Below are 26,051 nucleotides of genomic sequence, written 5' to 3'. Positions count from 1 at the left end.
CAGTGATAACAAATAATCCATATTACGCCAAAGAGCACATTATTGAGGCAAACAGTCGCCAGACTCGTGTCCCTAACAGTAGTGTCGCTACCATGAACGTTATCACTGTGTTTGAGCATCAACGTTTGACCGTGCATGATTTTTTGCAAGCATCTGATTTCGATTGGCTAATAGCGCAAGAGTTTGCAGCATTTACTATCAAGCGTAAGCGAGGGCAATGGCAGCTTAAGGTGGGGCACTATATTGGGATTATTCTACTGCCTAGTGGCATGACGCTTGAGATATTGCCAAAGCTCAATCAGTCTACTCAGACCAATGATATCGTCCAGACTCGTCATTGGGTACAGGGTATGCTATCGGATTTGATACATCTTGATGCGCATAACAATCGTAAGCTACCCAATACGAAAAACTTCGGTCAGTTTAGTTCCCAGTCCACTCCTTTACCGTTAAAAGTATTGCCTATATCAGACTGGCTGATTGAGCAGTTTTTGCAGCGTTTAATGGATTATCAACCAACCAAGCATTATCAGGCTCAGACTGACAATCAGGCATCCCTGCAAGGTCGACTGCTCATCAAAGAGCAACTGCGTCACAATAGTATGCAACCGCATAAGTTCATCTGTGAAAGTAGCGTATTAAGTCATGATATGTTGGCCAATCGGTTGATTAAGAGTGCATTGGTTTACTTGATGCCTCTATTGCCCCAGTTTATTTCTTCAAAACTGTTGCAGCCATGGCAGCAAGTGCCTACGCTAAACAACCGCGAAATGCAGCAGATAGCATTAATATATGCTCAAGCAAAGCGTCAGCTAGATGTTCAGCCACTCCAAAAGCAAAAATTGCACGCCGCGCAGCAGTTAGTAGACTTGGCATACTGGTTATTGAAACAGACGCCAGCTGCGACAGGTAACGGTATTGATCCAAATAGACAAAACTGCTCTCAGCTAAGATTGTGTTTGTTGATCGATATGAATCAAGCTTTTGAGCAATGGGCAAGTCAGCGTATCGCATCGATGTTTCAACAGATTAGTAGTAGTTACCGTCCTTTTTATCAGACCCAAAGTGTCTGGCTAAACGATGCTGAGGGACTAGCATGCTTATCTATACGGCCTGATTTGCTAATATTTAAAACTGCCTCTGATGATTGTCAAAACCAGAACGATATAGCAGCTAATCAAACTAAAGCCAAAAACAAAACCAAAGGTCGCTACAGTCATGTCATCGACATTAAGTGGAAGTACTTACCGCATGCTGCTGCAATTAGTGCGAGCGACGCTTATCAATTGACCAGCTATGCACAAGCTTACTTGGCGGGGCAGGTTTGGTTGGTTTATCCGGTGCTAGGTAGTGATAGGCAGCCAGTAGCGCTTAAGCAACAAATTTACTATGGCAGTGGTGACAGTAGCGATGATATTAAAAAAAATGAGTCAGCCGATGCCCATTTATGGTTAATGCCGTTTGATGTTTTGACAGGTACACTCAACGGTGAAGTACTGCCACATTTGGACAAAGCTAATATCGTTATCAATGACAACGCGAATGACTGACTGATAGGTAAATAAGAAAAGGGTCTTGCTGTCACTATTTTGGCGAAATTGACGTAATTTTAAAAAAATTAGCGATTATTTGAAATTAATCGAAAATAGGTGTTGACACAATCGCCTTTACCCCTTAATATGTGCACCTCGATAGCGAGGAACATTAACAAGTTAGCGGCATTGCCAACAACGAGTTGATTAACAAACTATCGTGATAATAGAGAATTTCGGAGTGTGGCGCAGTTTGGTAGCGCATCTGGTTTGGGACCAGAGGGTCGTAGGTTCGAATCCTATCACTCCGACCATCTATTTTAAGAGCCTTACAGGCTTTTTTTTATGTATAACGGTTTAGTTTCTGATATAGTAAAATATATCGTAAAGTAAGCTTAGTATATAAAAGTCCTCTAAGAGCGCCTGTAGCTCAGCTGGATAGAGCATCTCCCTTCTAAGGAGGTGGCCGCAGGTTCGAATCCTGCCAGGCGCACCATTTAGCCTGCAAATCTTGCCTATTCTTTGGCAATAGTTATGGCGGTTGTAGCTCAGTTGGTAGAGCCCCGGGTTGTGATCTCGGTTGTCGTGGGTTCGAGTCCCATCAGTCGCCCCATATTTTATTCTGTATGTATCTACATACAAATCATATCTTAATCTAAAAATATATCAGTAATAGCACTCGCCCTTGATGGCGATTTTTTTATGCCTATTCGATTTTATCTCTATATTACCTTTATAAGATTAAACAGATAGAGTTTGATAGCATCTTCAATACTAGATAATCCCCCAAATTTTTATCAATACTTCCTGCAGGTTTTCCTTAAGGCCTAGCGTGACTGTGTCTCCTCTATTATTGTTTAGTAATTCTAATAAGTAAATAGACATGACGTTTTAAATGATGCATTATGCTTAAGTGTTATCACATCCATCGTATTTAATAAAAATTATTTATTGGAGCAAGTATTGGCATAGAGGAAACTGACAGAAATCGTTATTAAGAATACTATTATTTTTTTAAGATGAATCGTTATTAATCTGCATTATTGAGGAATTGATTGATGGACGCACTAAGTGTATTGCTGCAAAACGTGCATTTATTTGAGACTAAGTATTATCGTCTAAATGGCACTGGCAATTGGTCTTATTCTATTACTAGAAAAGACACCATTTTATTTTACTTAGTAATGTCTGGCGGTTTTTGCATCGATGTTGGTAATGGTCTAAGAGAAGCTCGCGCTGGCGACATGATCATGATTCCGAATGCGCACAAGCATGTGAGTTACGCACTTAATCACCATGGCGATGTTACTGAGTCGCTTGATGAACTATTGAGCAATTGCACTGAGCGTACACTTGATATCGATGGCGATGGCGACCCCAATTCTTCTTTGATACTGATCGAATGCAAATACGACAAAGAGATGATTAATCCTCTGTTGTCAGTACTACCACCAATATTACCGGAGCTCAATGATGCTGCTGACGGTCGGTTTGAAGTGATTGATGTAGAGATAAAGCTGCTGACACTAGAAGCTGAGCGCGAGCGTATGGGCAAAACGGCTGTAATCAATCATTGGGCAAGCATCATGATGATTGAGTGTTTGCGCGTCTATATCGAAAGCTTGCCTGAAGCTACAGAAAACTGGCTCAAAGCCATGAAGGATCCATTTTTGACCAAGGCACTAGCCGCAATGCATGGGGAACCGAGTGAAAGCTGGACCATTCATCAACTTGCAGAAGTAGCTGGGATGTCGCGTTCCAGCTTTGCACAGCGTTTTAAAGACACTGTTGGTATGCCGCCATTAACTTATCTGATAGATTACCGCTTACGATTGGCAGCTCGCTATTTACGCTTACAGCAAAATAGTATTAGCCGTATTAGCGAGATGGTAGGTTATGCCTCAGACTCGACTTTTAGTCAGGCATTTAAACGTGTGTATGGTGTCTCGCCAAAAGCATACCGTCAGCAGTATCGACAGAACAATCTTGCATAGCTCTAGTTGCTGTTTATTTAAGTAAAATCACGATTAGAAGCGCTAAGGTCATTTATATGTCCTTGGCGCTTTTTTAATTTGTGAATACATATTGTTTATAAACGTTGAGTCACTCATATCTATCAGACCTTTGGTAACTTGCTATGGCTATTTTAGTTAAGGGCAGCTGACATTGAGTCTGTGTTCAGGTACTATGGGTTGATGAGTCGTCGAGACAAAAGCGTTGATTTTGTAGCGCGTTATATGTCCTTGTATGATAGGCATATAAAAGAATCGAGACGATGTTTATTTTCGCTGCTGATGGTATGTTATGACTGAACCGACCGCAAAGCTAAATGCAGGAAGCAATGGCCAACAAGAGGCTGCTGCAACTGCTAAAATAGAAAGTAATGTTGATAAAAACACTGCTATAGAGAACCCGCATGTCAGCAAAGATGCGCCGAAAAATGAGTCGGTAGAGACACCTGATAAGGCGGCATTATTGACGATGTTTACTTTGTCAGATATCGAGGCGGTAGCAACTGAAGCAGTAATATCTGAGTCATCCGATAGTCTTACAGTAGCTGCAAAACCTGCTGCTCAAGAAACCAATGTCGCTACGCAGCGTGTCTCGCTTTATCGTGCTCAGCATGAGCGTACTCGACTGTTATATATGGCATCTGCCAATACGCGTCCTACTTATTTGGTACAAACCCTGAAGCCGCAATTCGCAGAATATCAGCAATATTTACTTGCGCAGCAGCTTGATAAACGTGGGCTGATGGATACGGATACGCTCGAAAGACTCTGGCAGCAGCTGCATGTAGTTGATGACATTATTGCAGATATCGTGCGTCATATGCCTGCACAGCAGCCCGCCGGTTGGCAGCTGACGACTCAAGATGGTGGCAATCCATTGTGCTTTGCTACAGTCGGTAAGTTAAAGCACGGCAAGCCAATTCGCGACCAAGGTAGCCTCAACAGTTATGTACTTGGTCACTTTGGCGTGAGTAGTTTTACCTACGATCGAGGTTATTATATCGGTCATGTGGTTGGTTATTTATTCAGCTGTTATTATTGTGCCCATCTGTCGATTACTTATGGCGTCACAGCTCTTGGCCAGCAAGTCGTGGCTGACTATGATTACGCCAGTCTTGAAACCCCGCATATGGTCAGACTATTACAAGGTCTCGACGGTTATTGCAAAAAACGTATTTATCAGTTGGCTGTCATCTGCGCGCGCTTGAGTGTTTTTGCGAGTGATAAACGCATTGAAAGAATGCTCATCGCTGAGGTCAATGACTTTGATAAAAAGCTACAGCAGCAGCATTTGGATGTCTTGTTATTACAAGGTTTGATGCCTGATAGTAATGACTCAACGCCATTTTTTTAAGCGTCGCATGTTAAATTAATAAATTTCTATTAAGTCATAAATTATAACTGTCTATCTGTAAGCTTCTTAGGATATCTGTTGCCATGCCTGCCTATCATTTCAAAGCGCTTGACGACCATGGTGTTGTCCAAAAAGGCTTGCTAGAGGGGGATTCTGCGCGGCAAATTCGCCAGCAGCTGCGTGATAAGCAATGGACGCCCGTTGAAGTCAACCCTGTCAATGACAGACAAAGTCAGAGCAAAAACCGCTACAAAAAACCGTCTGCATACGAGCTTGCATTGCTGACACGTCAGCTATCTGTATTATTGGCAGCCGGTATTCCACTCGAAGAAACCTTGGCAGCGGTTGCTAAGCAATCCCCAAAGACTCATATAAAATCCCTGATGCTTGCAGTACGCTCACATGTCTTGGAAGGACTCAGCTTAGCACGTGCCCTGCAACAAGCCGCTAGCTTCCCACCGTTATACATCGCTACGATTGCCGCAGGCGAAAAATCTGGTCACCTCGACCTTATCCTCAATCAGCTAGCAGACTACACCGAAAACCGCTTTGCCCTCCAAAAGAAAATCCAAGGGGCTATGGTCTATCCGATTGTCCTAATGGTAATGGCAATCGCGGTAATTATGGGGCTAATGAGTTTCGTTGTGCCCAAAATTGTCAAAGTCTTTGAACAGTCTGAGCAAGCGCTGCCTTTAATTACTCAAATTGTTCTCACGCTATCGAATATCATTACTCAGTGGTGGTGGTTAATACTATTGGTATTTGCAAGTACCGCATTTTTATTCTACCGTTTTGCCCAAACGCAAGCAGGTAAATTAACTATTGATAGTGTGGTGCTTAGATTGCCGATACTCGCCAGATTGTCCAAAGGCCTGAATGCCGCGCGATTTGCCAGTACCCTTGCGATACTAGTACGCTCAGGAGTGCCTTTGATTGAGGCATTACATATCGGTGCTGCGGTCACGACCAATTTACATATCCAAAAAACTATTATTACTGCGGCTGATAGGGTCACAGAAGGCTCTAGTTTGTCTAGCCAGCTAGAGAAATCCACTTACTTTCCACCGATGATGGTACAGATGATAAAAAGTGGGGAGAACTCAGGCGAGCTTGAAAATATGCTGAGCCGTGCCGCCAATATGCAGGAGGCAGAAGCAACCAATTTTATCAGTACTTTGTTATCATTACTTGAACCTCTAATGCTGGTGCTAATGGGCATAGTAGTCATGATTATTGTGATGGCGGTTATGCTACCTATTGTCAATATGAACGATTTAGCAGGCTAAGTTAATTCGCTAGCCGATGATTCATTATGCTATTCACATACAGACAGTTTCCTATCTCCAAAACCTCTATTTAGTTCTCTTTTGCTCTATTCATATCACCTAACTTGCTTACTAAACCTTGGACTAGCTTTCTTAAGGTTTGCTTACTGTTGTATATTGTTGAACGAACGCTATTTTTGCTATGGCAAACACCAGCGCCGCGCTATAGTAAGCACGGATTAATAGTCATACATATAGAGTCTGCTAACATTTAACTTCGGTTGAAATAGCAAACTCAAACTGGGCACAGTGCTGGATAAAAATAAAACCATGGTTTATAGTGACAATAGTTTCAGAGCTCATTGATATATCATTGATGAGAGCCACGATAGAACGCCACTTTTACTATTTACATAACTGTGATGACCAAAGCGATGACTATGACTGACAAACTCCAAGTAAATATGACGCCAAAAAGTGCTATTCAGGATATGCAATCCCATCCGAATGTTGTAAATGACCATAAGACTGCTTCTTCAGCTATGCAGTGCAGTGCGACAAAAAAGTCTGGTCAAGCAGGATTTACTCTTATCGAGATTATGGTCGTTATTGTGATCCTAGCCATTCTTGCTGGATTGGTGGTACCAAAAGTAGTTGGTCAAAGTGATAAGGCCCGTGTTAAAACAACTGAAACGGCGCTTGCCACTGTCTCAAATGCGCTAGATATGTATAAGGTTGATAATTCACGTTATCCGACGACCGCTCAAGGATTAGAGGCGCTTACGACACCGCCTGCTGATGCAAAAAACTATCCTGAAGGTGGGTATATTAAAGGTGGCTATCCAACTGATGGCTGGGAAAATGAGATGCAATATGTTGCACCAGGTAGTGAAGGGCGACCTTACGATTTATTTTCGTTAGGTGCTGATGGTCAACAAGGTGGTGAAGGTCAAGATGCAGATCTTTATGCTCAGCTATAAGGCTTAATAACATACGTATAGAGAACAAATTTTGATACTGATATAGCTTTGTAGAATGAAACATTCGTTCATCGATGCACTTTCAACAATTTATAAATATCAACCAATATTCCCTTATTGGTTGATATTTTTTATCAGTAGATAAACTGCCTACTGTTCAATACAAGTTTGATAGCCAGTGTTATAAATATATCTAGGCGCTCAGCAAAAAGTCATCGCAAACTGCAATTAAAGGTAATCATCTATGTTGATCCAACAGTCTAATAAATACTTTTCTAAAAACCTCTATAAATTGGTTCTAACCGTTGCGAGTACTTCATTAGTAACGGTCTTGTCAATGACATCGATCAGTGTACAAGCAGCAGGGTTAAATGATTTATTTAAAAATAGCTCCTCGGCAAAATCAAAGTTCTTACCAGTGGATGAAGCCTTTCAGGTGGTCAGTAATACCAAAGCGACTTCCAAAGGCACGCGGTTGTCGATCAGTTTTGAAATTACGCCAGGGCATTATGTTTATAAGGATAAGCTTACGTTGAGCTTCCCTAAAGGAATAAGTGCCACGCCGTTCACTTTTAATCAATCACCAGTATCAATCAATGATCCGACCTTTGGTCAGGTTCCTGTATTTACGCAAAGAAGCGTCATTGCAACCACGACGCTGACGACGAGTAATGGTAAGGGCGCCAAAAACGCGCCTATTATTATTGGTTGGCAAGGGTGTGCAACGGCTGGGCTATGCTATCCACCAGAAAAAGTTAAAACCAAGATAGATATTGCTGCGACACGCAGATAAATAGCGAGCAGATTGATTAAAATATCGGTAATAATAGGTAGCCATTCATGTCCATCAAGACATCACCAAAGTCCTCATCATTTAGCGTATCTACCCATTCGAAAAAATCCCATATCTTAGCGCTTGCTATCGCTAGTGGCTCATTGTTGACAGGTTTATCAGCGACATCGACGGTACAAGCGGCAGGGTTAGGCGACCTTTTTGGTAGTAGTGAAAGCTCATCGAAGTCAAAGTTTTTGCCAGTAGATCAAGCGTTTCAGGTGAGTACAGATAGTACCCCTGTCAAAGCAGGTACGCGGTTATCTATTAATTTTGATATCACTCCTGAACATTACGTCTATAAAAAGCAAATTAAGCTTACGCTACCCGCTGGCGTGACGGCTGCACCTTTTACCTTTAGCCAGAAACCATATTCGATAGATGATCCGACTTTTGGCAAAGTACTGGTATTTGACCAAGCAAATATGGTCGCTACCACCACACTGACGAACAATAGTGGCAAGAATATAGAAGACGGAGCTATCGTTGTCGGCTGGCAAGGTTGTGCAAAAGCAGGACTGTGCTATCCACCTGAAAAGATTAATACGACTGTCGATATTGCAGCTGCATCGACGCAGGTATCAGCAGATAGTGAGAGTACTGCGAGCTCGACCGACTCAGAGAATAGTGCTAAGGCGACACCAGAGGAAGCAAGCTCAACAGCGCTTGATAGTACTTTGCCTGATGAGGCGCAAGCACTGACAGACGATGGGGCTATTGATTATGATCTCATTGATGACAGCGCTGTAGAGTATGATTCTTTAGATAGTAGTGCAGCGACGAATACGATTTCTGCAGCAACTAGCAGCGTAACAGGCGAGACGGCTAATAGCGAAAGTACCTTGAGCAACAGTTTCGTTGATAGCGATCCTTTTGGTTTGGCTTCTCACCCTTGGCTGGCATTAGTACTGTTATTTTTAGCAGGCTTAGGCTTGGCTTTGACGCCGTGTGTGTTACCAATGCTGCCTATTGTAGCCAATATCGTAGCTCGCGAACAAAATCCAACGGTCAAACGCGGCGTCATCTTGACCACCAGTTACGCTATTGGGGTAGCGACTGCTTATGGTATTTTGGGCGCTGTTATCGCAGTATTCGGTGAGTCTTTAGGTATTATTGGTTGGTTGCAGAATCCAATTATTCTCATTAGCTTTGCTATTGTTTTTATACTTCTCGCACTATACATGTTAGGTCTTTTCAGTGTGCGATTACCACAAGTGATCAGTCGAAAGATGCAAGGCTTAAGCCAAGCAGGTGACAGCAAGCTTGGTAGTACAGGCGGCAGTTTAATCGCTGGGTTTTTATCAGCGCTAGTCGTGTCACCTTGTGTTTCTGCACCATTATTTGGGGCATTATTAGCGGTCTCTACCATTGGTAGTCCGTTGCTCGGCTTTGCCGCTTTATTCATGCTGGGTTTTGGTTTATCAGCGCCGCTTATCCTAATCGGTGCCACTCAAGGCAAGATTATGCCAAAGGCAGGCGAGTGGATGAATTGGGTCAAACAAGGCTTTGCTTTACTACTGTTTGCCGTGGCACTGCTATTGATTGAGCGCGTCTTTATATCGCCAGTCATGCTGATGGTATGGGCGTTATGGTTTATGGTCGTGGCAACATGGGCATGGAGTTGGCTAGGTAAAGGTCGTATGCTGACCCAAGCACTAAGCCTTATCACTGGTATTTGGGCAGCGTGTTTAATAGTCGGCGCTGCATTGGGTAATGACGATAGCTTACATCCATTAGCATCATTGGGTGCAGCACCGATGATTGTACAGTCAACGTCTGGTCAACCAGCGAATAGTGATAGCACCACTGATAAGACGATCACGACGCTTGCAGAGCTAGATGCCATTGTCGCAGCCAATCCGAATGTCATTGTTGATCTGACAGCAGAGTGGTGTATTGAGTGCCGCATTATGGACAAGAACCTGTTTCACAATCGTCCAGCGCAGATGCAAGATTGGCAATTAGTGAAGCTTGATATCACTGAGACGACAGCAGACTCAAAAGCCGTGTTGTCTCGTTACCAACTCTTTGGTCCACCAGCGCTACTGTATTATATTGATGGTCAGCTAGTAAATCAGCAAGTGGGTGAGATTGGTCGCTCAGAATTTGAGCAGACATTATCGGCGTTGAACAACTAACATTTAACAATGAACACTTAAGAAACCAGTGTGATATTTCGAAAATTCTTAAGAATATTAAGAAGGCCAGTATACTAAGATAGAGTATGCTGGCTTTTTTGATGCTGTTAAATTCATACTATAGAATATTTATTAAGTATTTGTTATATAAGCAATTATATTGATAGGTGCTTATTTTAACTGTCGATAAAGCTAGTATCGTGCTTATATTTTCATTACAATAAGGAAACAATGCAGCAGGGGCACTAATTGTCATTTTTTGCGCTCCTAATATCTGCGATTAGCTGATAGTCTCAGTCAATTCTATTTTAGCGACAACGCTAATGGCTATATTAATTACCTCATATACTCTGCTAGCACTAATGCTAGTTAGATAAAGGACACTTATGTTTGCCCATACCATTACTCAGCGTCACCAACAGCCGTCTTACCAGAATGCGCATATGCCTCTTCGTATTGCAGTTGCGCTTGCGTTGAGTTGTACCGCGATACAAGTACAAGCTGCTGATGATTCTCAAACCTATAACGAACTGCCAGCACCTGAAGCTGCGTTTGAATATGAGGATCTTGACCTATCACAGAGTCTCGATAATAGTGCGATATCTTCTGATATGAGTACACAAAGTGGCAAAATAATTAGCAAAGAATTTATTGCTCAGCAAGCCAAGCTATTTTCTGAATGTACTCAAGTCCAGTCTAGTGCTGCTCGCCTCGCTTGTTTTGATAAGGTAGCTGAACAAGGTAAGACACCAAGCTATACCTCAACTAAACAACCAATTGATTTGGCAAAGACCTTTCAAAGTACGGTCTCAGGTAATCCAAAAGTGATATTGGCTGAGTCTCAAACGGCGATGAGTGGTACGACAGTTGAAGATGCAGATACCATTTTAATGACCAGTCAGCAAACAGCAGCTAGCAAATTGAAGGCAAATGGCAACGTAGAAGTAGATGCTGAAACGAATAGTGAGGCACAGATTTTAGAAAATGTCGGTGTCACTCAAACAGACATCGAAAAGTTCTCGCCACTCAGTCTATCTTATGACCTAGACAAAAATAGTGAGCGTGGTACTTGGACGGTCAGACCATATCGACCGACATATCTGTTGCCATTATTTTATACCTTCGATCCCAATTTAAATCCAAGTACACCATCACAAGAAACAGATCCTTTTGACTCTAATGATATACGCGAAACTGAGCTAAAATTCCAATTATCTCTAAAAACAAAAGTCGCAGAAGATTTGTTTGATACCAGTGCTGATCTATGGTTTGGTTATACTCAAGAATCACATTGGCAAGTTTATAACGAAGATAACTCACGTCCATTCCGTGCTACCGATTATCAACCTGAAATATTCTTAACCCAACCTGTGACAGCAGATCTGCCTTTTGGTGGACGTCTGCGTATGTTGGGCGCAGGTGCTGTGCATCACTCGAATGGACAAGATGATCCATTATCACGTTCATGGAATCGTGCTTACCTCATGGCGGGCGCAGAGTGGGGCAGACTCTCAGTCATACCGCGCCTATGGGCTCGAGTAAATAACGAAAGTAGTAGCGATGACGATAATCCAGATATCGAAGACTACATGGGCTACGGTGATATCAAATTCTTGTATGATTTGCCGGCTGATCAGAGCATTAGCGGTACCTTGCGCTACAACCCAGGTACCAATAAAGGTGCTGCGCAAATCGACTATATCTATCCTATCTCAGAGAACGTTAATGGTATGGTTCAGCTATTCCAAGGCTATGGTGAGTCGATCATTGATTATAATCATGAAAATACCTCTATCGGGTTTGGTATTGTACTGAACGATTGGAAAGGGCTTTAATTCGGAAGTGGTATCAATTTGAGAAAGGCTCTAACATAGATGAAATTTATTATAAGTTATGACAAGTTATAGTTTATGCGCCGTTTAGCGCCTTATCAAACTGGACTGTGGTTGGCAGAGTATATGGATATGCGCTGCCAACTATGCCGTATTTATCGTAGTACACCACAATCTCAACTACTGCACCATCAAGCCCCATCTAGTCTACATGATGTATCGGATGCATCTTCTACACGGACAGCCTTAAAGAAACACTCTTTTCTTACTGATATCATTCATCAAGCAAACAGCTATTTGAGCAGTGGTTTACTCTGTGCTCACTGTCACAACGATATCACTTGGTTACCAAGACCTTTTGAAGTGGATATCGCTCCTAGTATATCTCTATCTATCCAAGCCTCTACTTACTACGAGTATCCAATACGTCAAGCTATCCGAGCATTTAAGCATCAAGAAGATATGACGAAATTGCCGTTATTATTGCATGCTATACGTCAATTACCGCGTCCACACGGTTGTCATCGCAATAACAGCGTGATTGTCGCTATGCCAACGACAAGTCAACGATTGGTCAAACGTGGGTTCAATCCTGTCAGTATTCTATCTGCCCAATTGTCTAAACATTGGCAAATTCCTTTATGGCAAGGCGTTAAGCGCATTGACGATACAGTTAGTCAGCAGGGACTGACTCGTGCCGAACGTCTTAGTAACTTAGACAACGCCTTTGCGCTAATCGAAAACCCTCCTACAAAACGCTTACTACTATTCGATGATGTATCTACCACAGGTGCAAGCTTACAAGCATTAGCGCGAGTCTTTGTTCCACCTGCAGCAGTAAAATCATCAACGGATAGCAGCCATAATAGTTATCAAATTTCTGCTTACGTATTAGCACATGGCAGCAAATCCTAAACTCCATATGTCTATGTCAGTAATATCTAATTATTGCTAATATATTTCCTTAACGCTATATTATTATAACTATGTATACTAATTTGTTGTTTTACGGCTGTATACGTCGATAATGATTTTACATATTTATGGATAAGTTACATATATCAAGTGACAAATATCGACTTTTTTAAACATTATTAGTTATATGTCGTGGAACGAAAATTGCATGTTATTAAGCGAACATATGCAAAAAGTAGTGACAGCAAATTGAAAAGACATGATATTCGTAAATATGGTTAATAAAATATAAGTAAAAGCCAGATAATTGTAGTTTTAAATAGGAACATGATGTGAATGCATCTTTAAATACTCCACCACCTAAGCTGAAAAGCGTAAGCTCAGGTTTTACCTTAATTGAATTGATGGTAACCATTGCTGTTCTTGCGATTATTGCGGCTATTGCAACGCCTAGTATTAGTATCCAACTTGCAAACCAGCGAGTGAAATCGACAGCTGTGATACTTGCTAATGCGTTAAAAGAAGCTAGAGTAGAAAGCACTATTCGTCGTCAGGACATAACGTTTTCTTATGATAATGATGGAGATGACGCAGGAAAAATTGAGATTGAAAATGGCAATGGTATGATTGCTACTTATCAATATGATGCTAACAGCACTATCACATCCACTGCGAGTCAAATTGAATTTAAGCCAAGTAGAACGGTAGATGCAATGGTCTATACTATTTGTGATAGTAATGCTTCTGCATCTCCCAGACAGGTTGTCATTACTGCGATTGCCAATATTAGCAGTCAGCTAGGAGGTTCTTGTTAATGAAATTCTTAAGTGATCAGCGGGGGGTGGGTCTAGTTGAGGTCTTAGTTGCCGTTTTATTGTTATCTATTGCCGTACTAGGTTTTAGTGCACTACAGATGCGGGCAATTACAGCCACAGATGAGAGTTTGGTTAGGACCAAGTCTTTAACAGTCATTCGGAACTTGGCCGAAGTCATGCGTGCTTACCCTGAGGCTTATGTTATAGCAAGCGGGACTTCTTTCAATGATGCTGCCCCCACAGATATTGGAGCAGAGCCAACGGTTCAGGCTGTCGTCGGTAGTTCGGCAACTGAGACAGCTACCGTTGGTGGAGAGGTGATTAGTATCTTAGCCAGTGGAAATAACTGCCTATCGACAGAAATGGTAACCACAGGTGGAGACAAGAAACCGAAACAGCCTTGTAGTATTAACCAGCTTGCTGCAAGGGATGCGTTGATGATTAAAAAAATGGCAGCAGATGAGGATATAGATATTGCTGTCACTATGTGTCCTGGCACTTCAGCGCAGGCAATTCAGCAACAAATGTGTGTGATTACTGCGTGGAATGACACTAAAGCGTTATTAGATGATAGTGATGCTAAAGCATGTGCAGATAGTAGTGGGGTCTATAAAACTGGTAGCCAATGTTTGATATCGGAGGCTTACTAATGAGCTGTAACTATAATTATATTCGTAATAAAAACGGGCTGAAGATAAGTATATTTAGTAAATCTCAGGGTTTTACGCTTATTGAGCTAATGATATCTCTGGTCTTAGGTTTACTTATATCGGCAGCAGTGATGCAAGTATATTTGATTAATACACGCACTCTGACAGTACAGAAAAGTGCTTCAGAAGTACAAGACAGTGCTATTTTTGCTTTACAAGGTATGGAAGATCACATTCGTATCGCTAACCTAGGTAATCCCATTACTAATATTACCGATGAAACCAGTCATGGCGGTATTGTGCTCTCGACGACAAATTTAGGTGCGAGTAACGCTACGGATAGTGCAAATTTTACGAATAGCGCTGGATCAGTAGGGTGGGTTGGTTTGTCAAATATGGAGAATGTCGACAGTGATCAATTGACTATTCAATATAAAAATATTACTGAGAACTCTTTATTCGATTGTGAAGGGACAGAAGTACCTTCGGGTACGGATGATTGGATCGTTGAACGATATTTTATCCGTGCAGATTCAGCAGCGGACGATTTAGTATTAGCTTGTGATGCTGGACAGGTGACAGATGCTGGTGTGGTTACAGAAAATTTTGGTGGCAATGGTACTATCATTACACCAGGTGTTGATCAGTTTCAAGCGCTATTAGGCGTGCAGACGGATATAGATAACTTAACTTATTTACCAGCAAGTATATATGTCCAGTTAACCGAAAAACCCTCAATTACAACCGTGAAACTTGGGTTAGTAATTCGCAGTAGTACGCCACTAATAAGTACAGAAGATAAAACTAATTTTACTGTACTAGGTAAACAACAAAGCTTAACAGCTGATGCGACGCGTGACAAATTCTATCGTCGTAGCTATGAATCAACCATCTTGTTACGTAACGCGCGAGTTATGTCAGTGACTGGTCTTTAATATAATAGCGTGTCACCATGAGAAGAGGCAACATGTCAAATATTCAGCAGCACCAATATCCTAAAGTATACCCAACTTCACAACAAGGCGCTGTTCTCATTGTAGTGTTGCTATTTTTAGTTTTGATAATATTGGTAGGTGTCATTGCTGTAAAGCAAAGCACGACTGATTTGCGACTCGCAACCAGCGATCAAATCAATACTTTATTATTACAATCAGCTGATAACGCTAATCAAAATATTGAACAGAGTCTCAACGGCAGCAATGACACAGATATCTATAACGATATGATCTCGCGTAGCGGGCCTTTCGGGCATTTCATGCTCAATACTGATAGTGCTGAGCATGAGTATATATTTTGTTTTCGCCCACGTGGTCAATTTTTTAACATTAACAAGGCTTCTATCATTACCCCATCTGGAAGTTTGAATGATAAAGGCTATTGCAACCCAACTCAAGCTAATGACTATATCAGTGATCGCAATGCTAGTATGACTCAAGTGAATATCGGATTAACACCATCTAACGCCGCAAATGAAGCTTTTGGAAGCTACACTATCGGTCAAGATAGTAGTGAAATATCTAGTCAAGCCTATACTTTTGATATCAATAGTACATCAGTCTTACCTGCTTATGCTGATACTGAATACGACAAAAAAAACTGTTTTGAAAAAACTAGTCGCCTTTATTCGGTTAGTAGTAAAGATGAAACCATTGGTGGCTGTATGGCAAAAGCTGGCGTACCCAGCATTGTCCTATATGAGATGGCCAATGTCGAAAATCAATCTAAGCGCACTAAATGTGTTAATTTTGGCAAAGGCAGCGGTAAGCTATGCACGCTACCTATAAGCTAAAATAGATCATACCAGATTACATGAAACAGACAATATACATTGATATTAGGAGTAGGTCATGACCCATAGAGATAAAAAATCGTATTTACGCGCTTGGCCTATTAAAGCACTGGCAACAGCAGTGATTATGGGTCTTATGATGACATCGGGGCACACTGATACTGCTACGATTAATCGTAAACCTATAGGTGATCTTGAAATTTATGCCGCAGCAAAGCCTGGCACCGCTTCTATTTTTATGATGCTAGATACATCAGGGAGTATGAGCACATATGATGGTTCATGTTTTGGAGGAAAGAGTTCTAGATCTGATAAGGCAATTCGATTAGTTATTTACGAGCGTAAAACAGATGCAAATGAACCAGACGGTTTACTAAGAGATGAAAATGGTAATACAGTATTAGACTTCGATAAGGTATATGCTCAAGGCACTTATACACCCTATGGTTGCACTGATAGGAATGATCGTAGCAAAATAACGACTGATCGAATGACGCAGCTTAAGTTAGCACTTTTAGAGTTAATTTCTGATAGAGTTTATAATGAGCAAGATGGGAGTCTAAAAAACACAGGCTCGTTATCCGATGACTATGGAATTGGAATGGGTAACTATAGTCTCAACGGTGACGGTAGTAGAGCAGTTATTTTAACACCTACCCGTGAATTAAGTGCTGCTCAACGTGTTGAGCTATTAAATAAAGTAATAGGATTGAGCGCTACAGGAGGAACCCCTACAGCCCATGCCTTAGCCGAGTCTGGTGCTTATATGATGGGTACTTCTACAGAAGATAGTGGATCTTGGAATAGTACGTGGTGGAGCGGCTTTAGCTATTCAGATAGTAGTACAAAGAATAATGGTAGTTATATCTCTCCGTTAAATGACAAAGAATGTAGTGGTAATGGTATCTACTTGTTAACAGATGGTGAGCCGAACGGCAGTAGCAACTCTAAGGCAAAAAGTATAATGAATAACTCTTTGTCTCATTCGTCTTCTCTATCAGTGAATAGTTGCAATGGGCTATCTGGTGGTAACAATAGTGGCGCATGGGGCTGTATGGCAGATTATGCTGCATTATTGCGAAATACTGCTAATAATTCAAAAGGATTACCGATTAAAACAGCAACTGTCGGATTTGGCAAAGCTTTTGATGGTTTAACAGGTACTCGTAATATCGTCGTTAATGGTAAGTCTAAAGAAGTGGTTGATTGTGATAGTGGCTCTACTAGTGGAAATAATAAAGTAGATCAAAACACACGTAATTTATGCAAGCTCGGCGAGCGTAAAGGAGACGATGAGGTCAAAACCTTCGGTGACGGAGGTTTTTATTATACGGAAGAATCGGCAGATATTGCCGCCAGCATCGTGGACTTTGCTTCGGGACTAGTACAGGTGATTAACACAGCTCCTTCAGGTACTATTACTATTCCAGATGACCCTTATCGTGCTGCTAATCAACTACCATATGCTTATTTGCCCATGCTTGATCCAGATATTGCATCGGCGAGTAGCATTTGGCGAGGAAATTTGAAGAAGTATGATTTAAATGAGGGTACCTTATATGGTAAAAACGACGAATTATTATACGAAGATATTGCTGGCAACTTAAATGCGGCCACGCAAGATATATGGCAAACTGTTGGTATGACTGCTGATGGCAAACCTGCTAATAATAATGTGGCTGCAGGTGGAGTATATGCACGGCTCAAGTCACCCAACTCAGGGTTATCTAGCCTACGTACAGTTTATGTAGAAGATACACTGAGTGATAAAAAAACACCTGTTTTGCGTAAAGTAACAGTAGATAGTAATGGCAAACCACAGAATTTTGATAGTCTGACTGACGATGTATATACTAATTCAAATGAAATAAATAAACGTCGGATACTTAATTTTTTGGGATTCGATACAGTACTGACTAAAGATGGTCAACCCACCAGTACTACGGAAGTTGATAAGCTGAAACTTGATAAACCGACTCAAGAAATAAAAGTACTCGGTGGCGTGGTTCACTCTACTCCGACAGCAATATCTTATGGTGCTACGTTAGATACGAATGGTCGTATTACTGACACTCGTGACGATTACGTATTATTTGGCTCAATGGATGGAGCTTTGCATTTAGTTGATGCTGACACAGGTGTAGAAGAGTTTGCCATTGTCCCTAAGCTTATGATGGAAACTCAACCAAAGGCTTTAGTAGATGGATCTATAAAAGATGAAGTAGGTACGCCATATTTTGGTGTAGATGCACCGTGGCTAGTGACTACTGATTATAAGTATGATTTGGATAATAAGAGGGTTACAGTCGATGATACAGGTGATAAAGGTATGTTTGCTTATGGAGGCCTTCGAATGGGAGGTGAGGCATTCTATGGTATTAACATAAGCAAAAAATCTAGTCCCGAGATTGAATTTACTATTACACCAAGCAGTGTAAATGGTGGTTCTTCTACGAAATTTGCACGCTTGGGTCAAATCTGGAGTAAACCTACAATAGCTAAAATTCGTTTAAATAAAGGCTCGAATTCTAATAAAAATAATGCCTCTACTGACGTACTTATATTTGGTGGCGGTTATGATATGAGCTATGAAGATGCTGATTACAGACCTACCTCTAGTAAGCCTGCTAAAGGAAATGCTATATACATGGTTAATGCAAAGACTGGCGAATTAATCTGGTCAGCGACCCAGACTGACGATAGTAATATGATTCACAGCTTTACAGGTGAGATTACAGTACTTGATAGAGACAATGACGGATTAATGGATCATTTATATGCGGCCGACTTAGGTGGACAAGTTTTCCGTGCAGACTTTGAAAATGCTCGTATTGAGCAATTTGGGTTTGAAGCAGTTAATAAATTTAACAATAAAGGTATTACACGTATATTTAACGCTAGTGCCAGTATTGATCAAAAATATGCTTATCGCTTCTACACTCGGCCAGTCGTAAGTTTTTATCGTAGCGAAGGTGGTACTAATAGTGGCAGTATTTTCGCTCTAGTCAACGTTATTTCTGGTAATCGTAGCTCTCCGCTATCGACTTTGCGTGATAATAATAATTATGCTAATCGTGTCTATGGCATTATTGATACCGATATTACTAGTGCTCAGCTATATAATAGTAGCTTCAAAAAATCTATCAATAATTTGACAGAAGAAGAGTTGGTGAATCTGTCAGATAAACTTGCAGGTATGCCTGATACTGATGCGAAGAACAACGTGAAAAATATGATGGTTACTGGCGGGAAAAAAGGCTGGTATTATCCATTAACCCGTTTTGATGGGTACAACAAGGTTCGGTATAACAAAGGTGTAGGAGATATGGCCGCTATTAATAACATTCTATATACGACTGTATACAACCCTGATAAGCTTTATGGTACTGTTTCAAGCTGTGCCGCACGGATTATGGGTGGATCTGAGCGCCAACTATACTGCCTACCTTATGGTATCTGTATGGATGATGACTCTAAAACAGGTACAGGTGGTTATATTCCAGCAGGGCAAGGGATTCAAGAATTAACACTTGGTGCTTACAACGCTGATAACAAAGATATAAAAGTCTTGATAGGTACTACTACTATCAGTGAGCGTATCAAGGTAGCAAACCGCGCAGACTATGGTCAAGATAATTTCAAAAATAATAGTAATATTAAAGACCTTTATCCAGGCACTGGTAAGCCAGTTCAAACTGATGGTGATGGTAGTGCTACAGAGTATTTATTTAATGAGCGCTACACATTACAACCAAAAGCATGGTACGAACAAAGTAATGGTCAATAAGTCTCAGATATTTGCCAATTATAACTCACTAAGATAAGAAATAAGGGTAACAAAAAATGGCGGCGAATAAAACGATATATTTCTTATCACCAGTGCGCCGCCCAAGCCAAGGGTTTACGCTTATAGAGCTGATGGTTGTCGTGGTGATTATTAGTATCTTGGCAGCCGTAGCTATACCTAAATATCGGCAATATGCGGTGATGAATGCGGAGCGTGAGGCACAGGCAAGGATGCTACAGTTACAAATAGATCTTGAGCATTGGCGGTCTAAAGCTTTGAGCTATCAAGGCTTTCAGCCTAAGAATGTCGATAGTACATCGAATGTTATTACTTATGGCTATGATGAAGCGAACAATACAACTATTTATGTGCCAGACGGTAGTGATTCAACAAACTATCTCTACCTTATTACACTCGTAGATGGTGTTAATACGGCTAGCTCCCTTGCTCCTGTCAAAGGAACTTCTGTTGACAGTATTACTGGTCGTACGTGGAAGATGTTAGCTCTACCAAATAAAACAGGTATTACTGCCAATGCTAATGAGATTATGCTAACTAGTACCGGTTTACGTTGTCAGAGTAAAAATAACAATGTAGTCGTTTCAAATAGCGATTGCGGTACAGATCAGGAAGAGTGGTAATGGTTTTTACAGTATGTAAATCGATTAATTCATCTGATTACCAGCGTGGATTTACCTTGATAGAGGTTATGATCGTCATCGCTATTATTGGTGTGCTAGCAGCTATTGCTTATCCAAGCTATCAACAGTATGTAATAAAAACCAAACGTACTGACATGATGAGTGAGATGCAAAATATCGCTACTCAAATCCAAAGTAATAAACTGGCGCAAGGTAACTATAGTAATGATGTAATAATAGGACTGGGTGGTAGTTACCCTGCACAAGGTACAGCTTTGTATCAAGTTACTTTCACCCCTGACCCACTTACTTCTAATTGGGCTATCGTTGCTACCCCAGTGGCAGGAGAACAAATGGCTAATGATGGTATGCTTAGCTTAGATTACAAAGGTACTAAATGTCGACTTTCCAAATGTAGTACAAGTAGTGACTGGAATGAGTAAGCGATTTATTTTGCCTGATGTAATGTCAACAAAACAAGTTAAAACATATAAACTAGTTTTGACAAAAAATGTCATACATAATTTATCTTTTAATATCTAAATTTATGAAAACTGACAATTTACAGCAATTTAACTGTAACAATACTAAATAGACAAAAATTGTCAACGACGATTTTATTTTAAACTATGTATTCTTCGATACTTCTAATGGAAGATTTGAGCTTATCAAGTACTTTTAACACCAATATATCGTTTATTACGCTAGAAAATTATATCAATAAGAAATATATATCAGTTAATAAATAAGTTGGCATAATATCTGCAAACATAACAAGAGAGTCAGTAGTTTTAGTTATTACTTTACGCTGACATCGTACTATTTATAATAGGTAACAGTTGTTGTACTAAATGGCATGTTAATCAATTTGTTATCACATTACTTTAAAGGAAGTATTATGAACACTGCTCAAAAAGGTTTTACCTTAATCGAACTAATGATTGTTGTAGCTATTATTGGTATTTTGGCAGCAATTGCAATTCCTCAATATCAAAACTATATTGCACGTTCACAAGTTGCTCGCGTGATGGGCGAGACTGGCGCTATTAAAACAGCAGTAGATAATTGTTTACTTAACGGCAAGTCTACACTAGGTTCTGCTGGTACTCAGTGTCAACTTGATGCTACAGGTTCTAATTTATTAACTGGTGCTAAGCAAGATGGATCCACTGCTGTAGCCACTGGTACTGGTGTACCCCAAGTTACAATTACTGCTGCAACGGGTGCTGCGACTATCGTATCTACCTTTGCTAACTCTGCTGCCGCTGATGTTAAGAAAGCTGGCGCTAATACGCTTACTTGGGCACGTGCAGTAGATGGTACTTGGACTTGTACTACTACCGTTGAAGGTAAATATCGTCCAGCTGGTTGTCAGGCTTCTTCATAATTAATACTATTATACAAATATAAAGAAGTCCTCGAATGAGGACTTTTTTTTGTCTGGCTATTATCTTTAGGACGTATTTTGATGGATCGTTTAGTAGTTTGGATAATAACATTACTGTTAATATCGCCAAATCTATATTTGTACAGTAAAAATTTCGTACTCCAATCACTGCTACTCAGCCTATTAACGATCGTTTATCTTGGGGCAGTAATTAAGAGTAGTCGTTATTTAGTCATGCTTTATCCTGTTGTACTTCTTGTACCCTTTATTTTATTTTATATTCACTATTATGAAAGCAATATTAGTGAGCAAGTTTTAGGAATTATCTTCGAAACTAATTGGCAAGAAGCATTAGGTTTTTTAGGAAACAGGGTTTATTACTATACCGCTATTTTTATTATCTGGATTATTTTAATAACTATTCTATTTTGGTATATTTATCGTCATCCAGTATATTGGTCTCATCGTAGTCGTTGGTGGATTATTATAAGTATAAGTTTAAGTATATTCACTGGTGTTACTGCGAATCAAATACTAGCAAATGAAGTAGATAATAGTTTTGAGAATATTTCAAATAATTTTCTAGTAGAAGAAAAGAATGGTTTAGTACAAGAACTAAAGCAAACTTATCCGTTAGGGTTATTTGTTTCTTTCTATGATTTATATCGAGAACAGAGCAAAATCAATGAAGCATTTATCAAACATCAGAAGTTCAAATTTCAGGCTAGCTCTTTATACGATCCACAGCACGAACAAACTATTATACTGGTCATTGGCGAAACTAGCCGTAGAGCGAACTGGCAATTGAACGACTATAAACGTAAAACTAATCCACTTTTATCATCTCAAAAAAACATTATTAATTTTAGAGATATGATTGGGGTTTCAAATGCTACGCGAAGTTCAATCCCAATGCTATTAACTCGAAAACCTACCGAAAAAGTCCATGATTACGATTTTTCTGAGAAGTCTATAATTTCTGCTTTTAAAGAAGCAGGGTTTGCAACTTACTGGCTATCTAACCAACAGAAGTTTGGTAATTATGATACCAGTACATCCGTTTATGCTAAGGAAGCAGATCATATTAAATTTTTGAATAAAACTAATTATAGTGCTCAAGGGGAAACAGATGAAGTGGTATTACCAGAGTTCAAAAAAATATTATCTCAACCAGATGGAAAGAAATTTATTATCATTCACACATTAGGTAGTCACTTTGACTATTCACATCGTTACCCACTTACATTTGATGTCTTTAAACCTTCATTAAATGATTTAGATATCTATAATTTGCAAGATAGTAAATACAAAGAGCAGCTAATAAATAGTTATGATAACTCTATTCTGTATACTGACTATATATTAAATGAAGTAATAGAGACTATTAAAACGCAGAAGCAGACGGAGTCATTTTTATTGTATAGTTCAGACCATGGCGAAGACTTGTTTGATGGTAACTGTGATAAAAGCGGTCATGGTAATGAAACGGCATATAACTTTGAAATAGCTAGCTTTGTATGGTTCTCAGAAAGCTTTGCTACCCAAAATCCTAAGAAGATTCAATATTTAAAATCAAATCAGGATAAGAAACTGGATCAAACATCAATATTTCCGACATTGATAGATGCAGCTAATATCAATATTCCTCACTATCAACTTGATCGAAGTATCTTAAACAAATGGAGTTACTATCCACGCTTTGTCATGGGTAGTAAAGACTATGATCGTAGTTCACAACAAGGTAGTTGTAGAGAGATAAAATGAGACCAAAACAACAAGTCCTACTTTCAAATTTAGCTGCAATATTTTTTATATCTGGCTTTAGCGCTTTGATTTATCAAGTTAGTTGGCAACGCCTTCTATTTACAGGTTTTGGCGTAGACTTAACTTCTATTACACTTATTATTTCAGTTTTTATGATGGGGCTAGGTATAGGGGCATTTTTCGGTGGGCGTATTGCAGATAAATTCCCTAATAATATTATCTTAATATTTTGTATGGTTGAGATGTTAATTGGCATCTTTGGACTGGCAAGCTATCATTTAATATTGAGCTTGCAGTCTGTATTAGCACATGCAAGCTTACCGCTATTAGCCGTATTTACGTTTTTCTTATTATTACTGCCGACTTTCTTGATGGGGCTGACTTTGCCACTATTAACTGGGTATTTTAATCAATTTATTGACAATATTGGTCAGTCTATCGGTACCTTGTATTTTTATAATACTTTAGGTGCAGCGATTGGGGCACTTGCGACAGGGTTTATATTATTTAACTATTTGACATTATCACAAGCCATTCAAGTAGCTGCTGTATTCAACATGATGATAGCTAGCACTATTTTTATACTATATGGAAGAAACCATGCCTTATAAAAACTATATTTATATCGTTTCTTTCTTTAGTGGATTTTTGAGCTTATCGCAAGAAATTATCTGGATGCGCATCATGTCGTTTGTCGGTATGTCAGTGCCTCAGACTTTCGCCTATACGTTAGCATTGTTTTTGTTAGGTATTGCTTTAGGAGCACAAGTTGGAACGCATATTTGCAAAAAAAGAGTAGAGATCAATATCTCAACTTTAGGTGTAGTGTTCGTTATTGCTGCACTGATAGATATTATACTGATTGCTGCATTATATTCATATTCTGCACTCTATAACCCTTCTATTATCTTATTAGGATTATTTACCCTAGTCTGTGCTGCTGTCAGAGGCGTGGCTTTTCCATTAGTACATCATGTTGGGGCTGCTGATAAAAAAACTGGGACACAAATATCTAATGTTTATTTTGTAAACGTTTTTGGTAGTACACTTGCACCATTATTGATAGGTTTCATCGCGTTAGATTACTTAAATACACAACAGGTTTATTTATTAGTTTGTACTTTCACTTTAATTATAGGATTGTTTTGCTTTAAGTCATTAAAAGTAAAATCTATGCTATTAGCTGTCAGTGTAATATCATTAATGGCATTGTTATTGCCAGAAAAAATATTTCATGAATTGTCTAAAAATAGTTATCAGGCTAAAAAATATCCAGACCAACTCATAGAAAATAAATACGGTTTTATCCAAGTTTATGATGATCACAATGACAAGGTGGTATTTGGTGCTAATGTCTATGATGGTAAATTAAATACGAATATTTTCCATAATACAAACGGCATAGATAGAGCTTATTTATTAGCTGCAATAAAACCAGAGGCTAAGACAGCACTTATTATTGGCTTGAGTACAGGGTCATGGGCGCAAGTACTTACTAGTATGCCAAGTTTAGAGAAAATAACAATTGTTGAAATTAATCCTGCGTATGTGGATTTCATCAGAGAGAATTCAGAAGTCAGTGCGCTATTAGAAGATGATAGAATTGAGATTATATTTGATGATGGACGTAAATATCTAAAACAGCATCGAGACAGTACATACGATATCATTCTAATGAATACTACATGGCATTGGCGTGCATATGTTTCTAATTTATTAAGTGCAGAGTTTTTAAGCCTCATAAAATTTTCTTTAGAACCGGATGGTGTTGCCTATTATAATACGACGCAATCTTTAGATGCTTATTACACTGCCCAAAACGTTTTTAACTATGTTTACAAGTATAAGTACTTTGTTTTAGCTTCTACGCGCCCAGTAATGATTAATAGAGCAATGATTGAAAATAATTTGTGTCAACTCAAAAACTATAAGACTAAGAACCCCATCTTTAATAGTCAGGCTAGATGTCAGGATGCTGCTGAGATTATTATGGCTCATCCCTTAAAATCTTATCAAAGTATTAATATGGATTCTCTCGGAAGAGAGCCTCGTTTAATCACAGATAATAATATGATTACAGAATATATCTATGGCAAAGGTTTATAAATTTATATTAATAATAGCGAAATTTATACAGCGTTAGAGCAGTTGCTTAATATCAGATTCATTTTGGTAAGTTTCAGACTATGAGGTAATGAATAGCGTAAGGCATCTATGATTAGCTGTCGATGAAGACTTACCAATAAGTAAAATTATTATGACGTCACTACCTTGACGTGATTGGGAAATTTGAGAAACAACCGTACTAAATACAGTGACATTAACAGATAGTAAAGATACTAATACTGTGGGGATTCG

At 39.6% G+C, this 26,051-nt stretch carries 20 protein-coding genes, 3 tRNA genes and 1 pseudogene; all 24 read left to right on the top strand.

Annotated elements, in window-relative coordinates; all coding sequences use genetic code 11:
- Window positions 1-2: 2 nt before the first annotated feature.
- The 24 genes and pseudogenes from ACQKCP_RS07060 (at window position 3) to ACQKCP_RS06945 (ending at window position 25,799) form a co-directional block, all read left to right on the top strand.
- On the top strand, window positions 3-1,550 hold the full coding sequence (locus ACQKCP_RS07060; RefSeq protein ID WP_427611803.1) for an McrC family protein: 1,548 nt from the start codon (window positions 3-5) through the stop codon (window positions 1,548-1,550).
- Window positions 1,551-1,769: 219 nt separating this feature from the next.
- Window positions 1,770-1,846, top strand: a tRNA-Pro gene (locus tag ACQKCP_RS07055).
- A 105-nt stretch (window positions 1,847-1,951) separates the two neighbouring features.
- Window positions 1,952-2,028, top strand: a tRNA-Arg gene (locus ACQKCP_RS07050).
- A gap of 41 nt (window positions 2,029-2,069) precedes the next feature.
- Window positions 2,070-2,145, top strand: a tRNA-His gene (locus tag ACQKCP_RS07045).
- 445 nt (window positions 2,146-2,590) lie between these two features.
- A complete protein-coding gene (locus ACQKCP_RS07040; protein WP_427611802.1) occupies window positions 2,591-3,526 on the top strand; it encodes an AraC family transcriptional regulator in 936 nt (311 codons plus the stop codon).
- Between the two features lie 310 nt (window positions 3,527-3,836).
- On the top strand, window positions 3,837-4,898 hold the full coding sequence (locus tag ACQKCP_RS07035) for a hypothetical protein (protein ID WP_427611801.1): 1,062 nt from the start codon (window positions 3,837-3,839) through the stop codon (window positions 4,896-4,898).
- 83 nt (window positions 4,899-4,981) lie between these two features.
- Window positions 4,982-6,184 (top strand): type II secretion system inner membrane protein GspF, encoded by a 1,203-nt coding sequence (gene gspF / locus ACQKCP_RS07030; RefSeq protein WP_427611800.1) that lies wholly within the window; start codon window positions 4,982-4,984, stop codon window positions 6,182-6,184.
- Window positions 6,185-6,705: 521 nt separating this feature from the next.
- On the top strand, window positions 6,706-7,143 hold the full coding sequence (gene gspG, locus ACQKCP_RS07025) for a type II secretion system major pseudopilin GspG (protein WP_347162791.1): 438 nt from the start codon (window positions 6,706-6,708) through the stop codon (window positions 7,141-7,143).
- A gap of 244 nt (window positions 7,144-7,387) precedes the next feature.
- Window positions 7,388-7,936 (top strand): protein-disulfide reductase DsbD domain-containing protein, encoded by a 549-nt coding sequence (locus ACQKCP_RS07020; protein ID WP_427611799.1) that lies wholly within the window; start codon window positions 7,388-7,390, stop codon window positions 7,934-7,936.
- A 47-nt stretch (window positions 7,937-7,983) separates the two neighbouring features.
- A complete protein-coding gene (locus ACQKCP_RS07015) occupies window positions 7,984-10,113 on the top strand; it encodes a protein-disulfide reductase DsbD domain-containing protein (RefSeq protein ID WP_427611798.1) in 2,130 nt (709 codons plus the stop codon).
- A gap of 386 nt (window positions 10,114-10,499) precedes the next feature.
- Window positions 10,500-11,948, top strand: coding sequence for a phospholipase A (locus ACQKCP_RS07010; protein ID WP_427611797.1), 1,449 nt, complete (start codon window positions 10,500-10,502; stop codon window positions 11,946-11,948).
- A gap of 75 nt (window positions 11,949-12,023) precedes the next feature.
- The gene (locus ACQKCP_RS07005; RefSeq protein ID WP_427611796.1) at window positions 12,024-12,860 is read left to right on the top strand and encodes a ComF family protein; all 837 of its coding nucleotides are present in this window, start codon (window positions 12,024-12,026) and stop codon (window positions 12,858-12,860) included.
- Window positions 12,861-13,192: 332 nt separating this feature from the next.
- A complete protein-coding gene (locus ACQKCP_RS07000) occupies window positions 13,193-13,675 on the top strand; it encodes a pilus assembly FimT family protein (RefSeq protein WP_427611795.1) in 483 nt (160 codons plus the stop codon).
- Complete coding sequence (pilV, locus tag ACQKCP_RS06995) at window positions 13,675-14,325, top strand: type IV pilus modification protein PilV (RefSeq protein WP_427611794.1); 651 nt, start codon at window positions 13,675-13,677, stop codon at window positions 14,323-14,325. The genes ACQKCP_RS07000 and pilV overlap by 1 nt, the downstream gene beginning before the upstream one ends.
- A pseudogene (locus tag ACQKCP_RS06990) lies at window positions 14,301-14,453 on the top strand (PilW family protein); the annotation flags it as partial. The gene pilV and the pseudogene ACQKCP_RS06990, both read left to right, overlap by 25 nt.
- A 3-nt stretch (window positions 14,454-14,456) precedes the next feature.
- Entirely contained in the window at window positions 14,457-15,260 is an 804-nt protein-coding gene (locus ACQKCP_RS06985) for a PilW family protein (RefSeq protein WP_427612033.1), read from the top strand.
- 32 nt (window positions 15,261-15,292) lie between these two features.
- Window positions 15,293-16,114 carry a PilX N-terminal domain-containing pilus assembly protein gene (locus ACQKCP_RS06980; RefSeq protein WP_427611793.1) on the top strand — a complete coding sequence of 274 codons (822 nt, stop codon included), beginning with the start codon at window positions 15,293-15,295 and terminating at the stop codon, window positions 16,112-16,114.
- 58 nt (window positions 16,115-16,172) lie between these two features.
- Window positions 16,173-19,901: a pilus assembly protein PilY gene (locus ACQKCP_RS06975; protein ID WP_427611792.1), complete on the top strand. Its 3,729-nt coding sequence runs from the start codon at window positions 16,173-16,175 to the stop codon at window positions 19,899-19,901.
- A gap of 56 nt (window positions 19,902-19,957) precedes the next feature.
- On the top strand, window positions 19,958-20,542 hold the full coding sequence (locus tag ACQKCP_RS06970) for a type IV pilin protein (protein ID WP_427611791.1): 585 nt from the start codon (window positions 19,958-19,960) through the stop codon (window positions 20,540-20,542).
- The gene (locus ACQKCP_RS06965; RefSeq protein ID WP_427611790.1) at window positions 20,542-20,985 is read left to right on the top strand and encodes a type IV pilin protein; all 444 of its coding nucleotides are present in this window, start codon (window positions 20,542-20,544) and stop codon (window positions 20,983-20,985) included. Before ACQKCP_RS06970 ends, ACQKCP_RS06965 begins: the two co-directional genes overlap by 1 nt.
- A 455-nt stretch (window positions 20,986-21,440) precedes the next feature.
- Entirely contained in the window at window positions 21,441-21,929 is a 489-nt protein-coding gene (locus ACQKCP_RS06960) for a pilin (RefSeq protein WP_427611789.1), read from the top strand.
- An 81-nt stretch (window positions 21,930-22,010) separates the two neighbouring features.
- Window positions 22,011-23,693, top strand: coding sequence for a phosphoethanolamine transferase (locus ACQKCP_RS06955; protein ID WP_427611788.1), 1,683 nt, complete (start codon window positions 22,011-22,013; stop codon window positions 23,691-23,693).
- Window positions 23,690-24,304 (top strand): fused MFS/spermidine synthase, encoded by a 615-nt coding sequence (locus tag ACQKCP_RS06950; RefSeq protein WP_427611787.1) that lies wholly within the window; start codon window positions 23,690-23,692, stop codon window positions 24,302-24,304. The genes ACQKCP_RS06955 and ACQKCP_RS06950 overlap by 4 nt, the downstream gene beginning before the upstream one ends.
- The gene (locus tag ACQKCP_RS06945) at window positions 24,294-25,799 is read left to right on the top strand and encodes a fused MFS/spermidine synthase (RefSeq protein ID WP_427611786.1); all 1,506 of its coding nucleotides are present in this window, start codon (window positions 24,294-24,296) and stop codon (window positions 25,797-25,799) included. The genes ACQKCP_RS06950 and ACQKCP_RS06945 overlap by 11 nt, the downstream gene beginning before the upstream one ends.
- Window positions 25,800-26,051: the final 252 nt, after the last annotated feature.

It is taken from the genome of Psychrobacter sp. NPDC078631 (genome assembly GCF_050268165.1).
In the GTDB taxonomy this organism is placed as follows: domain Bacteria; phylum Pseudomonadota; class Gammaproteobacteria; order Pseudomonadales; family Moraxellaceae; genus Psychrobacter.
This window is presented reverse-complemented; position numbering and strand designations above follow the sequence as displayed.

Coding starts and splice junctions, on each gene's coding strand:
- gspG (WP_347162791.1), top strand. CDS start 6,706: ATGCAGTGCAGTGCGACAAAAAAGTCTGGTCAAGCAGGATTTACTCTT.
- ACQKCP_RS06985 (WP_427612033.1), top strand. CDS start 14,457: ATGCAAGTATATTTGATTAATACACGCACTCTGACAGTACAGAAAAGT.
- ACQKCP_RS07020 (WP_427611799.1), top strand. CDS start 7,388: ATGTTGATCCAACAGTCTAATAAATACTTTTCTAAAAACCTCTATAAA.
- ACQKCP_RS06950 (WP_427611787.1), top strand. CDS start 23,690: ATGAGACCAAAACAACAAGTCCTACTTTCAAATTTAGCTGCAATATTT.
- ACQKCP_RS07035 (WP_427611801.1), top strand. CDS start 3,837: ATGACTGAACCGACCGCAAAGCTAAATGCAGGAAGCAATGGCCAACAA.
- gspF (WP_427611800.1), top strand. CDS start 4,982: ATGCCTGCCTATCATTTCAAAGCGCTTGACGACCATGGTGTTGTCCAA.
- ACQKCP_RS07005 (WP_427611796.1), top strand. CDS start 12,024: ATGCGCCGTTTAGCGCCTTATCAAACTGGACTGTGGTTGGCAGAGTAT.
- ACQKCP_RS06965 (WP_427611790.1), top strand. CDS start 20,542: ATGGTTTTTACAGTATGTAAATCGATTAATTCATCTGATTACCAGCGT.
- ACQKCP_RS06960 (WP_427611789.1), top strand. CDS start 21,441: ATGAACACTGCTCAAAAAGGTTTTACCTTAATCGAACTAATGATTGTT.
- ACQKCP_RS06980 (WP_427611793.1), top strand. CDS start 15,293: ATGTCAAATATTCAGCAGCACCAATATCCTAAAGTATACCCAACTTCA.
- pilV (WP_427611794.1), top strand. CDS start 13,675: ATGAAATTCTTAAGTGATCAGCGGGGGGTGGGTCTAGTTGAGGTCTTA.
- ACQKCP_RS07040 (WP_427611802.1), top strand. CDS start 2,591: ATGGACGCACTAAGTGTATTGCTGCAAAACGTGCATTTATTTGAGACT.
- ACQKCP_RS06955 (WP_427611788.1), top strand. CDS start 22,011: ATGGATCGTTTAGTAGTTTGGATAATAACATTACTGTTAATATCGCCA.
- ACQKCP_RS07010 (WP_427611797.1), top strand. CDS start 10,500: ATGTTTGCCCATACCATTACTCAGCGTCACCAACAGCCGTCTTACCAG.
- ACQKCP_RS07015 (WP_427611798.1), top strand. CDS start 7,984: ATGTCCATCAAGACATCACCAAAGTCCTCATCATTTAGCGTATCTACC.
- ACQKCP_RS06945 (WP_427611786.1), top strand. CDS start 24,294: ATGCCTTATAAAAACTATATTTATATCGTTTCTTTCTTTAGTGGATTT.
- ACQKCP_RS06975 (WP_427611792.1), top strand. CDS start 16,173: ATGACCCATAGAGATAAAAAATCGTATTTACGCGCTTGGCCTATTAAA.
- ACQKCP_RS06970 (WP_427611791.1), top strand. CDS start 19,958: ATGGCGGCGAATAAAACGATATATTTCTTATCACCAGTGCGCCGCCCA.